Source organism: Paludisphaera borealis, from assembly GCF_001956985.1.
Classification (GTDB): Bacteria; Planctomycetota; Planctomycetia; order Isosphaerales; family Isosphaeraceae; genus Paludisphaera; species Paludisphaera borealis.
The window spans coordinates 4,174,691-4,186,730 of sequence record NZ_CP019082.1 but is presented as its reverse complement, the minus strand read 5'-3'; the positions used below and the strand labels follow the sequence as shown (position 1 = coordinate 4,186,730).

At 69.1% G+C, this 12,040-nt stretch carries 8 protein-coding genes; 5 read left to right on the top strand and 3 right to left on the bottom strand.

Translation table 11 applies throughout. The features are described 5' to 3' along the window. The first annotated feature begins 5 nt into the window (after nt 1-5). Together BSF38_RS16325 and BSF38_RS16320 are read left to right on the top strand one after the other, a co-directional pair. Nucleotides 6-398: a hypothetical protein gene (locus tag BSF38_RS16325; protein WP_076347350.1), complete on the top strand. Its 393-nt coding sequence runs from the start codon at nt 6-8 to the stop codon at nt 396-398. Nucleotides 399-563: 165 nt separating this feature from the next. Then, a complete protein-coding gene (locus BSF38_RS16320; protein ID WP_145952167.1) occupies nt 564-2,303 on the top strand; it encodes a hypothetical protein in 1,740 nt (579 codons plus the stop codon). 344 nt (nt 2,304-2,647) lie between these two features. Here BSF38_RS16320 and BSF38_RS16315 read toward each other — a convergent pair whose 3' ends face one another. Continuing rightward, the gene (locus BSF38_RS16315; RefSeq protein ID WP_076347346.1) at nt 2,648-3,199 is read right to left on the bottom strand and encodes a carboxymuconolactone decarboxylase family protein; all 552 of its coding nucleotides are present in this window, start codon (nt 3,197-3,199) and stop codon (nt 2,648-2,650) included. A gap of 122 nt (nt 3,200-3,321) precedes the next feature. Between BSF38_RS16315 and BSF38_RS16310 the strand changes: the two genes are divergently transcribed. Then, the gene (locus tag BSF38_RS16310; protein ID WP_076347344.1) at nt 3,322-3,606 is read left to right on the top strand and encodes a hypothetical protein; all 285 of its coding nucleotides are present in this window, start codon (nt 3,322-3,324) and stop codon (nt 3,604-3,606) included. Nucleotides 3,607-3,681: 75 nt separating this feature from the next. On the opposite strand, the gene BSF38_RS16305 is transcribed toward BSF38_RS16310, so the two are convergent. Then, on the bottom strand, nt 3,682-4,857 hold the full coding sequence (locus tag BSF38_RS16305) for a serine hydrolase domain-containing protein (protein WP_076347342.1): 1,176 nt from the start codon (nt 4,855-4,857) through the stop codon (nt 3,682-3,684). A 213-nt stretch (nt 4,858-5,070) separates the two neighbouring features. Then, the gene (locus BSF38_RS16300; RefSeq protein WP_083713916.1) at nt 5,071-8,199 is read right to left on the bottom strand and encodes a HEAT repeat domain-containing protein; all 3,129 of its coding nucleotides are present in this window, start codon (nt 8,197-8,199) and stop codon (nt 5,071-5,073) included. Nucleotides 8,200-8,597: 398 nt separating this feature from the next. On the opposite strand from BSF38_RS16300, the gene BSF38_RS16295 reads away from it, so the two are divergent. Both BSF38_RS16295 and BSF38_RS16290 read left to right on the top strand, forming a co-directional pair. Next, nucleotides 8,598-10,103 carry a rhamnulokinase gene (locus BSF38_RS16295; protein WP_076347338.1) on the top strand — a complete coding sequence of 502 codons (1,506 nt, stop codon included), beginning with the start codon at nt 8,598-8,600 and terminating at the stop codon, nt 10,101-10,103. Between the two features lie 45 nt (nt 10,104-10,148). Next, on the top strand, nt 10,149-12,032 hold the full coding sequence (locus BSF38_RS16290) for a hypothetical protein (RefSeq protein WP_145952166.1): 1,884 nt from the start codon (nt 10,149-10,151) through the stop codon (nt 12,030-12,032). Nucleotides 12,033-12,040 lie beyond the last annotated feature (8 nt).

Sequence of the window (12,040 nt, the reverse complement as noted above, 5' to 3'; positions counted from 1 at the left end):
GACTCATGGCGACATCATCCGACGGTTACATTCCCGGCGCGTGCAACATCGGCCGGGCGGAAGTCCGCTGGCGGAAGGTCATGGGCTGGCTCGGGCTCGTGTGCACGGTGGGCCTCTGGGGGTTCTTCATCTACGCGAAGGCGACCCCCCTGGCCCGGCTCTGGGTCTTCGGCCCGGCCCTGATGGCGGCGATCGGCTTCCTCCAGGCCCGGCGTGGCTTCTGCGTGAAGTACGGCCTCGGCGGCGTCTTCAACGTCGGCCCTGAGGTCGGCCGGACCGACACCGTCGAGCAAGCCGAATTCCGCCGCCAGGATCGCCGCACCGCCGTCCAGATCATCGCCCTCTCGCTCCTCGCCGCCGCCCTCGTCGCGCTGGCGGCATACGCGATCCCGGTTTGAGGCCACCCGACCGAATACGAGCCTCTCTCCGTCCGAACGAACAAATTCGGCCGGCGGTCCATTGACAAGTGTCACAGACGGCCTCACGCTGACGTAGAAGGATTACGCCACACGTCTCGCGTTCCGAGCTTCCGGCTCACATCATCTCAACACGAGGTTCGTGCCATGGGACCGCAAATGCACGCGCCCGCTCGTCCTCAACGCGCCCGTCGAAGTCTGCTCCGTCGGCTGTACACGAGCAATCCGTTTTACGTCATCAGCGCCGACCTGGTTTTCATCGGGCTGCGGATGTCGTTCGACACGAGCGGGCGGACGTTCGAGACCGGCGCGTTCATGATCGCGCTGCTGGGCTACACGCTGTTGCTGGCGACGACGGCTTGCGTGCTGATGCGGCTGGGCGAGGTCTGGGACGACGTGCGGACGATTCTGTTGCTGGTCGTGGCGATGTTCCTGGCGATCTCGGTGACGTTCGACGAGACCTTGGCGCGCAATCCGAGGCTCGGGGTGCTGTTCTACGTCGGCGGGCTGTCGTTCGCGGTCGCGGTGAGCGAGGGGATGCTCCGGGGCGTTCGGCTCCGGCTCCCCGCCGGCTTCCGGGTCCCGTATTACCTGATCCTCGCCGTGTTTTTCCTCTATCCGGTCGCCCTGACCCCGTTGCTCGCCGACGCCGATGATCCGCGGCTTCAGTGGATGCTCTTCGGCTTCTCGACCGCCGCGGCCGTGGCCTTCGCGAGCCTGATCCCGGCGATCCGACGCGGCCCCGAGTACGTCGCAGACAACGGCAGCCCGTGGCGCTATCCGCTCTATCCCTGGGTCCTGTTCGGCCTGCTCGCCCTGGCCGTCTGCGGTCGCGCGTACTACCTTTGCATCTCGCTCCACTTCGTGGACAGGTCCTACAACGTCGGCAACTCCGACAACATCTTCGGCCCCTATTTCCTGGTCCCCTTCCTGCTGGTCCTGGACGTCCTCGTCCTCGAAGCCGGGCTCGTCTCCCGCAACGGCAAGACGCAGCGGGCGGCGATCTTCGCCTTGCCCGGCATTGTGGCCCTGGCGGCGATCGGAGGACGCCCCGACCCGATCTATCGGGGATTCCTCGCGATGTTCGAGCAGGGAATGCACGGGACTCCGGTCGACCTCGCGCTCGTCGGGGCGATGGCGTTCTGCGGTTACGCGGCCAGGCGCCGCGTTCCGCTCGCCCTCGGGGGCCTGACGGCCTCGCTGTTCGCCCTGGCGGTCGCCGACCCCGGCGCGTGGGCGTCGGGAAGATTGGAGGCGGTCCGGCCGATCCCGTTGCTCGCGGCCTCGGCGCTGGAGTTCGTCCTGGCTTGGCGTCGCCGCGAATCGCTGCGGGCCTTGATCGGCGCGGCCGGGCTTATCGCCGTGGTCGCGATCGGCCTCGATCGAGCCGGCTGGGGGAGCTTCGTGCAAGGCGTGGTCGTCTTCCATCTCGTGATCGCGAGCTTCATGGCGATCGGGGTCCTGTTCGACGACGACGAACTCGCCCGGCACTTGCGACAGGTCGGCGGGCTCGGGCTCGGGCTGGCGTGCATCGTCGCGAGCTGGAGCGACCCCGCCGCCTTCGCCCGATTCCACGCTCCGGCCGGCTGGATCGCGCTCTATCCGTTCGTCGTGGTCGTCGTGCTCGTGGTTTACGGCGTCCTGACCCGCGACCGGCTCTATCCGGCGGTCGGGATGGCGGGTCTCGCGAGCTGGATCGGCGGGGCGGGCTGGCGGACGTACATCGAGCTACGACGGTCGATCGTCGGGCTCGACTGGATCTCCTGGGGCCTGGCTTTCTTCTTCGCCGCCGCCGCCATCAGCCTCCGGAAGTCGGGCGTCCTCGACCGCCGTCGACGATCCGCGACCATCAAGGACGTCGACCCGACATGGACCCGACTCGATTGATCGCGCGAGCCGATCGAGCATCGACCCTTCGCCGACTGACGAGAACGATCTAAGGTATAAAGAATATTGGAAAATAAAGAGTTTTCAATGCTTCGATCACATCGCTTGTTGCTAGAATCAGGGAGACGACATTTCTAACGCGGCATCGCCGCAGACGAGACTCCCCCGTGAAACAAGCCGAGAATCCGTTCGACTTCATAGGGAAAATCCTGAACAGCACGCTCTTCTTGTCCGGCATCGCCCTCGCGATCGCCTGCGGCGTGGGCTGGGCGATCTGGAGGGGTTGATCTTCCTCCGTCCGCACATCGGAGCGAGCGCCCCTCCCGGTACCACGGGGCGGTCGCTCACCCCTTGTCGAAGTCGTAATTCACGTAACCCTGTTCAGCCAGTCGCACCCCCGACTCGACGTAGGCGGCCGGGTCCTCGGGGGCCCAGGTCCCGAGCCCGTCCACGTACCGGTTGAACATGCAGAAGGCCGCGGCGATCAGGACCGTGTCGTGGATCGCCTGGTCGTCCGCGCCCTCGGCCCGCGCCCGCTCGACGTCGACGGCGTGGACGAGTCGGCCGTCGCGCCGGACCTTGTCGGCGATGGCCAGCAGGGCCTTCATCTTCGGCGAGGACGGGGAGCCGGCCGCGTCGGCGAGCACCTGGTCGACCAGGCTCCGATTCTCTCCAAGGTGAGCCCGCGCCGCCGCCGCGTGCGACTCGCAGCAGAAGCGGCATTCGTTGCCCCTGGAGACGTAGGCCGCGATCGTCTCGCGCTCGCCCGACGTCAGCGACGACGGTCCTCGGAGCAGGACTTCGGCCAGACCGCTCAGGTGCTTCTGGGTCTCCGGATAGGCGATCATCGGCCCGATGATCCCGGGCGCGCCTTCGGGGAGCGTGATGTGAGCCAATTTCGATCTCCGTTCGAGGTGAGTTCTCTATCCAGGCCCCCGGATAGGTCGGGTCCTGGTTCAAGTCTACCCGGGGGGGAGGGTATGATCGATCCGGCCCTTCCCTTTCAGGAGATCCCTCGATGTACGTGGTCTACGGAACGTTCGTGAAACCCTCCTCCCCCGGCGGTTGTCTGGCCCTCGCCGATCAGGCCCTCCGCGCCCAGGGCATGGTCATCGTCAAGGCGGCGGACGGCGTCGATTACCTGGTGGTCGGCGGCAACGACGCCGTGACCTTGACCATCGTCTGCGTCCCGCAGCCCAACGGCACCTGGATGGTCGTCTCGGCCTCGTCGGGCGACCCGAACATCGCCGCCCAGGCCCGCGACGTCATCCGAGGGATGATCGAGAGCACGCCGGCGCCATGACTCGGCTACAGGCTCGAAGCGCCAGCGAGCGAACGCCCCCGAGGGCCGACGCCGTCGGGAGTCCGACGCAGGACGCTACCGCGCCTCGTCGAGCGCCGTGTTCGCCGCCTGCTGGAACGCCCGCCGGACGTCGCTGGCGTCGGAGTTGGGGAAATCCGCCCGCTGGACCATCAGGATGTAGGCCCGCTTCTTCACGGGGTCGATCCAGGCCTGGGTGCCGTACGCCCCGCCGTGGCCGAACGAGCCGGGCGAGAGCATGGCGGTGACCCCCTGAGGCTCGCGGACGACGCACCAGCCCAGGCCCCAGCCGTTGCCGTCGGTGAATCCGGTCTTCAGCCCGCCCGTCTGGACCGAGGTCATCCGCTGCACCGATTCCGGTTTCAAGTAGCGCTTGCCCTCGAACTCGCCGCCGTTCAGGATCATCTGGCAGAACCGCGCGTAGTCCGGCGCCGTGGAGAAGAGGCCGCCGTTGGCCGCCGGGAAGCGGTCGCGGCTCGTCGGGGACTTGTCGCCTAGAATGCGCAGGGGCGTCGCTTCGAGTTCGCCTCGATCGTTCCGGCGGTACGACGCGGCGAGCCTTGGGAGCTGCTCCTCGGTGAGATAGAAGGTCGTATCCTTCATGCCCAGCGGGGTGAAGAGCCTGCGCTCGACGAATCGGTCGAACGGTTCGCCCGAGGCGACCTCGACGATCCGGGCGGCGGTGTTGATCCCCGACTGGCAGTACGTCCACTTCGAGCCCGGCTCGTAGCGGACGGGCTTGCCGACGTAGATCGGGACGAGGCCGGCGAGCTTCGCGACGCCGCGTGATTCGTTGGGCGAGGCCTCGCCCATCCCCGAGGTGTGCGTGAGCAGGTGGCGGATCGTGACCCGCGCCGGCTTGCCGTCGGCCGTCTTCAGGCCCTTGAATTCGGGCAGGTGCTTCTCGACCGGATCATCAACCGAGAGCTTGCCCTCGTCCTGCATCATCATGACGGCGGCGGCCGTGATGGGCTTGGTCATCGAGGCGATCCAGAAGAGGGTGTCGGGACGCATCGGCTTGTCATGACCGATGTCCGCCTTGCCGATCGCATCCAGGTGCGCGATCCGATCGGGCGTCGCCACGATCGTCACGGCACCCGCGATCTCCCGACTCTCCACGGACGACCGCACCGCCTCGTTGATCGCGGAGATGGTTTGCGGAGTTTGCTGTGCATGCAGGTCGGCGGCGGCCAGGACTGTCAGCAGGGCGATCGTCAGGGCGAATCTCAGCATGTCGAGGGCTCCTCAGTTAGGCCGTGAAAGGTGGTCGAATCTTCGCCGATCCAGCTGGCTCGTGCAATCGGGCGCCCCGTTCGGAGCCGTCGACGGGCCGGGGACAGGGCGATCGTGAATCGCGCCGATCTGCTGCTCGCGATCATTCCGCCGTTCCTCGACGCGCCGTCGCCGAAGGCCGAGTGAGTGGGCCGGCGCCCTCTTGATCGGCGGTCAGGCGCCCTCTCGCCCTTGAAGCGCTGCTTCCGTCGCGACGTTGTTCTGGAGTGCGTCGAGGACGACGGCGCCCTCCTCGCCGAGCGACTCGAAGACATCGAGCGCCTCCTCCCGGACTCGGGGCGTCTGGTCGGCGAGCGATTCCATCAAGACGGCGCCGGCGTCGGCGTTGCTCGGCTCGACGGCCAGGAGGGAGCTCGCGGCGGCCAGCCGCACGCGCGCGTTCGGGTCTCCGGTCAAGTGCGCCATGACCTCGGCGACGGCCTCGGTCGGGGCCCGTTTAAGGGCCGTCGCCGCGTTCAGCCGGAGTGCGCCGTTGGGGTCGGAAGTGCAATCGATGAGGAGGGAGACGGCCTCGGCCGGGATGGCGTCGAGCCTCGCCATCGCGGCCGCGGCGTTGGCCCGCACCCGAACCTCTGGATCGCGCAGGGCCTCGAGCAACGCGGGGGTCGCCCCTTCCGGGACGGCCTCGGCGTTCACCCAGCTCGCGGACGCCAGCACGCGAACGTCGACCGAGGCGTCCCTGAGGCCGACGGCCAGGGCTTCCATCGTTTCGGGGGGCTGGATCATGACGATCGCCCGCATGGCCTGCTCCCTGACGCCGACCTCGCCGGTCTGCACCGCGCGGAGCAGCGGCTCGCCGGCCTCGATCGCGGCGGCTCCGAGCTTGCCCAGCGCGAGCGCGGCGTGGGCCTGGACCGATGCGCTGTCGTCTTCGACCAAACGGCGGCACAAGCCTGCGATCAACTCCGGAGTGGCGCCGGCCAGCTTGGGCAGCACCCGGATCACCTCGACCTTGACCTGGTCGTTGGAATCGGCCAGGAGGGACTCCAGGCCGTCCAGGACCGCCGCACTCGCCTCGCCCCATCGGCCCGCGGCCGTCACGGCGGCGGCTCGCATCAAAGGATCGGCGTCGACGAATCCCGAGAGGGCCAGCTCCATCGATCTCGGCGTCGGCGCGCCGATCTCACCCAGCGCGAGCATGGCCTGGCTGCGAACCCCTCCGTCCTCATCCCGCGCCGCGGCTTCGAGGGCCTCGCGGACGCTCGCTGCGTCCGAGCCGAGGTTCCCGAGCGCCTCGCAGGCGTTGATGCGCACTTGCGGATTGAGATGGCCCAGCGAGTCGACAAGGGCCGACATGGCCTCGGCGGCGGAATCGCCCATCTGGCCCAGGGCCTCGGCGGCTAGCGCGCTGACCGTATTGTCTTCGTCCTGGAGGGCCCGCACGAGGCCCGGGACGGCGGCCTCACCGACCGCCTCGCCGAGCTTGCCGAGCGCATGGACGGCCTCGGCGCGAACCCGGTCGTTGTCGTCTTCCATCGCCTCGACCAGGGCCGGCGCGGCCTCTTCGGCCGCCGCGCCGATGGTCCCCAGGGCCTGGGCCGTGTGGGCCCTTACGACGTTGTCCAGACTGGCCAGTCCTTCGATCAGGGTTTCCGCCGCGGCCTGGTCGATCGACCCGACCAGGCCGATGGCCTCGGCCGCCGCCGCGCGCACCGACTCGTCTCGATCTTGCAACAACTCCGCCAGCGACTGGACCGCCGGGCCGGCCGGCTTCCCGAGCGCGCCGAGCGCCCGCGCCGCCGCGGCCTTGACCTCCGGGCTCGCGTCTTCGAGCAGCTCGATGAGCGCGGCCAGGGTGGTTTCCACGTCGCCTCCGACCTCGCCCAGGGCGCGCGCCACCTGGCAGCGGAGGCTCTCGTCCCCCTCCTTCGACATCGCGATCAGCTTCGGGGCTACGGCCGTCGCCCCCAGCCCGATCCCCCCCAGCGCCTCGACGGCCTCGGCCCGCACCACGTTCGAGTCGTCTTCGAGGGCCGCTTCCAGCGTCGACAAGGCGAGTTCGGCGGGGCTCGCATCCTCCGCGGCCTGCGACGAAACGCCCTTGTTGCGCACGATCCAACCTTCGATCCAGCCCCACCTCGGTCCGCGTCGCCTCGCTCGGGGGAAGCCCGGATGGCGGGCGCCGCCCGTCGGCCGCCTCCAGAGGCGTCCGAGGGCTTCGACCACGCTTTGCCGGACGATGGGGCTGGGGTCCTCGAAGAGTGCGACCAGCGCGTGCGTGGAATCCACGGCGTGGAGCCGCCCGAGCGCGGACGCGGAGACCGCTTTCACGTGCTCGTGGGGGTCGTGAAGGTGGTGGGCGAGGGCCGGGATGATCGACGGCCCCATCGTCTCCAGGATCAACGGAAGCTGGTCCCGTTGCTCCTTGGTCAGCGAGGTGACGGAGTTCAGCGAGCGAAGCAGCGGGCCGATGGCGACGATCCCATAAACCGGAAGCGCGTTCTTGGCCCTTTCGTGGATCGGCTCGTGGGGGCTCCAGAAGTCGGCGATCGTCTCCGCCAGCAACTTCCCCTGTCGCAAGGAGGCGAAGACCTGGTGGAGCAGCACGACCGTGAAGAACATCTTGAAGACGGCGGCCAGGGTCGCGGCGGGCCAGGCCGCCGGGCGGACGGATTCGGCTCCGAGGATGTGATGCGACTTGGCCAGGTCGAGGACGTCCATCAAGTTCAGGACCCGCGTGATCGAGAACGCCAGGAAGTCGACGTAGATCGGCTCGCGGGGCTTCTCCGCCACTTCATACCAGTTCCCTCCGACCGTCTCGTAGAGCCCTTGGTTGAGCAGGGCGAAGCCGCCGATCGCGGCCGCCGCGGCGGAGATCAGCAGCGGAATGCCGACCTGCTTCCCGTACTGCTTCAAGCTCTCGGCCAGCAGTTGCCCCTTGAGAGGGTTGTGGATGGACTTGTAGCCCCGTTCGACCTCATTTCGCTCCAGATCAATGAACATGTACGCAAAGCAGGCGGACGAGCCCATCGTCAACAGCGCCGCGCTGCAGACGATCCTGAGGACGGGGAACCAGCCGCCGACGAGTACGCCCACGAGCAGGAATCCGACGACGATCGCGAGGAACTGCACCCACGAAGCCCATCCGAGCAGATACTCCCAGGTCCGGAAGCCCCCCTCGATGCTCGCCTTCACGACATGGCCGAAACTCCGAAGCACCAGACCGATCAAGCCGATCCGGAACAGCACCCCGGCGGCCAACGCCCCCGCCGCGAGCATGCCCAACAGCAAATACGAAGTGTGGAAGTGCTCCAGATCAGCCAGCCAGGACGAGAGACCCATGATTGAACCCGCCTCGAACGACCGCGCGCCGTTCACGAACGCCCGTGCTTCCGCGAACGAAGCCGCCGGCTCGGCCACCCTCGCCCCGACTCGACCGCGAGCCGATGGGAACCCTCGATGTCGCCACGATCCGGATAATCCCGACGCAAAATCCGTGCCGCCCTTCTCGCGTCGCCGTGGCCGTCCGTCCACTCGTGCTGCGTAGGAGGTCGAGGCCCGGCCCGTCGCCCGCTTGCCGAACGGCGGGCGCAGCCTTTATGATCGGCCCTTTGATAACGGGATTCGGCTCGGCTTCCATCGTGCGTGCGTGCGTCCTGGACAGGGGACGTTTTGGGTCGAGTCGGGCGAGGGATCGGGGAACGGTCCGGGTTATACTGCGCGCGGAGGATCGAGGCGACATGGCGACGACGACGGACTACCTGGCGCTCGATCTGGGAGCGGAGAGCGGGCGCGGGATGCTTGGGCGCTTCGACGGCGAGCGGCTGGGGCTGGAGGAGATGCATCGGTTCCCCAACGGCCCGGTGCAGATGCTCGACACCCTGTACTGGGACCTCCCCCGCCTCTTCGACGAGATGAAGACGGCGATCGGCAAGACGGCGGCGGTCAAGGGGTCGCTCGACGGCATCGGCGTCGACACCTGGGGAGTCGACTTCGGGCTCGTCGGCCGCAACGACACTCTCCTGGGCAACCCGGTCCACTACCGCGACGCCCGCACCGAGGGGATGTTCGACGCCGCCTTCAAGCGGATCTCGCGCGACCGGCTGTACGAGATCACCGGGCTCCAGTTCCTGCCGTTCAACACGGTCTACCAGCTTCTGGCTCTCAAGCTGTCGGGCTCGCCGCTGCTGGACTCGGCCGAGACCCTGCTGATGATGCCCGACCTCCTGGGCTGGCTCTTGACCGGCGAGCGGGCCGGCGAGCGGACCGACTCGTCGACCACGCAGCTCCTCGACCCCCGCACCGGCGAGTGGTCCGACGAGATCTGCCGGGCGCTCGACCTCCCCCGGAACATCCTGCCGAGGCTGATCGATCCGGGGAGCGAGCTGGGGATGCTGCGGAAGTCGGTGGCCGCCGAGGTCGGCGTCAGCCAGCCGCTCACCGTGATCGCCCCGCCGACCCACGACACCGCCAGCGCCGTCGCCGCCGTGCCGGCCGTCGGCCCCCCGGCCGCGCCCGGCGCCCCTCCGGACTGGTGCTACCTCAGCTCGGGGACCTGGTCGCTGCTGGGCGTCGAGGTCGGCCAGCCCGTCATCACCCCGGAGACCCAGCGGTACAACTTCACCAACGAGGGGGGCGTCGCCGGGACGACCCGGCTGCTCAAGAACATCATGGGGCTCTGGCTCGTCCAGGAGAGCCGCCGCACCTGGGCCCGCGCCGGCAACGAGATGAGCTACGAGCAGCTCATGGCGATGGCCATGTCGTCGCGGCCGTTCACCGCCCTGATCGACCCCGACGACCCGTCGTTCCTGTCGCACGGCGACATGCCCTCGCGCATCGCGGCGTTCTGCAAGCGGACCGGCCAGACGCCCCCCGACGCCGAGGGGCCGCTCGTCCGCACCTGCCTGGAAAGCCTGGCCCTCAAGTACCGCTGGACCATCGAGCGGCTGGAAGGCATCGTCGGCACCAAGATCAAGACGATCCACATCGTCGGCGGCGGGTCGAAGAACACGCTGCTCTGCCAGTTCGCCGCCGACGCCTGCGGCCGACCGGTCCACGGCGGCCCCGTCGAGGCCACCGCGATCGGCAACATCCTGATGCAGGCCCTCGGCCGTGGCCGCCTGGGCTCGCTCCAGGAGCTGCGCGCCGTCGTCGCCCGGTCGTTCCCCGTCACCGTCTACGAGCCCCGCAACACCCGCGCCTGGGACGACGCCGCCGGCCGGTTCGAGCAACTGGTCAAGGACTGAGCATCCCCGACGGGCTCGCCCCGGGCTGCCTTGCGGAGTATTCCTTTGACGATGGACGCCCCCGAAGCCGATCCCGCCGAACCCCTCGCGCCACCGCTCGACGTCACCGAAGTCACCCCCCTTCCCCGGCCGTCCTTCCTGAAGGCAGTCGGGCGCGGGGCGAAGACCGGGTTCCGCGCCTTCTCCCTCGTCTTCGGGCCGTTCGCGCTCCTCTATCTGACAGTAGGACTTGTCCCGACCGCGTTCGGCCTGGGAGCCGGACGCGGCTTCGGCCTGCATCAGCTGGTCTTCAAGGTCGTCCTGGTCTATCTCGCCGCCGTCCTCCTCGGGATCGTCGTCGGCGCGGCGGCCGGGTTGATCGGGTTCCTGATCGACCGAGCCCGAGGGTCGTCCCGCTCGGGAACCCGGCGGTCGATCGCCGACCGGCCGATCCGTTTCTTCCCCTGGCGACGAGCCCAGGCCGCGCCGGGCGATCTTCCTCGGCCCCGGCGTCGGCGGTGGCCCTGGCTGGTCGGCGTCTCGGTGCTCTTGATCCTCGCAACGGCTTTCGGCGTGGGGATCTACGCTGGGCGGTTCGTCGACCGTCGGCTGGCCGCGGCGCTCGCCGCGACCGACCGGGACGACCCGGGCTGGCGGTTCGACGAGCTGATGGCCGCCCGCGTCATGCCGCCCGATGAGGACAATTCCGCGATCGTCGTGGCCGACGTGGTCGCGATGATGCCGGAGGGCTGGCCCTCGGACGCGCCGGTGCATCCCGGCGGGCCGACGCCGACGCCGACGCCGAGCGAGGCGGCCCGGGCCTTCGAGCGGCTCGCGCGTCTGGAGAGCAACGTCCGGATGGACGACGAGACGGCCGACCTGGTGCGGGCCGAACTGGCCGATCACGCCGACGCCGTCGGACTGGCCCGAACCGTCGCCGACTACGAGGGCGGAGGGCACGTCCTGGAACTCACCCCCAATCCGATCGACATCCGCTTGCCCGAGACCCAGGAGGCCCGGCTCGTCGCCCGGCTGCTCGCGGCCGACGCGGCGATCCAGGCCCAGGACGGAGACATCGACGGCGCCCTCGAATCCTGCCGGGCGATCCTCGGCGTCGGCCGCTCGATCGGCGACGAGCCCATGGTGATCTCCAAGCTCGTCCGGATCGCGCTGGGGGAAATCGCGATGCACTCCGCTCGTCGCGTCCTGGCCCAGGGTGAGCCGTCCGACGCCGCCCTGGCCGCGCTCCAGGCCGACCTCCTCCACGAGTCGCCCCAGACGCTCCTGATCGAGGCCATGCGGGGCGAGCGGGCGATGCTCGACGAGGTCATCCGGAAGGTCCGGGACGCCGAACTCTCCATCGCCGCGCTCAGCGGCCAGTGGTCGCCGGGCGACCCCGCCCACGCGATCGCCCCCTGGGGGACGCTCATGTTCGACAACCAGCGGGCTGTGGGGCTCGAATGGATGAACGAGCTGGTGTCGGCCGCGAGCCGCCCTCCCCTCGAACGGCAGGCGGCCTGGAAGGCGTGGCGAGTCGAGGTCGGCCGGGTGAAGGAGTCCCGGCTCGGGATGTTCGTTGCGACGCTGCCCTTGCTGATGACGCCGGGCGCGACCGCCGCTGAGAAGGCCCTGACTCGCTACCAGGCCAGCCTGGGGGCGGCGGTCATCCTGTGCGCCGCCGAGCGGCACCGCCGGAAGACCGGCTCGTGGCCGGAGTCGGTTGCGGCGATCGGTCCCGAGTTCCTGGCCGATCCGCCGGTCGACCCGTTTTCGGGCGAGGCGTACCGGGTCGAGCGGCGCGACGGGCGGTTCCTCGTGCATTCGGTCGGCCCTAATCTCAAGGACGAACACGGGGCGTTCGAGGCGAAGCGGTGGCTGGACGGAGGGCCGGACGACGTCGGGACGGGGGCCTGGGACCCGGCCCTCAGGCGTCGGCCTCCCGACGAGTAGCGGTCTTC

What these genes read in the sequence shown, in the direction of transcription:
- BSF38_RS16325 (WP_076347350.1), top strand. Translation starts at nt 6, where the DNA reads ATGGCGACATCATCCGACGGTTACATTCCCGGCGCGTGCAACATCGGC.
- BSF38_RS16320 (WP_145952167.1), top strand. Translation starts at nt 564, where the DNA reads ATGGGACCGCAAATGCACGCGCCCGCTCGTCCTCAACGCGCCCGTCGA.
- BSF38_RS16310 (WP_076347344.1), top strand. Translation starts at nt 3,322, where the DNA reads ATGTACGTGGTCTACGGAACGTTCGTGAAACCCTCCTCCCCCGGCGGT.
- BSF38_RS16305 (WP_076347342.1), bottom strand. Translation starts at nt 4,857, where the DNA reads ATGCTGAGATTCGCCCTGACGATCGCCCTGCTGACAGTCCTGGCCGCC.
- BSF38_RS16300 (WP_083713916.1), bottom strand. Translation starts at nt 8,199, where the DNA reads ATGGGTCTCTCGTCCTGGCTGGCTGATCTGGAGCACTTCCACACTTCG.
- BSF38_RS16295 (WP_076347338.1), top strand. Translation starts at nt 8,598, where the DNA reads ATGGCGACGACGACGGACTACCTGGCGCTCGATCTGGGAGCGGAGAGC.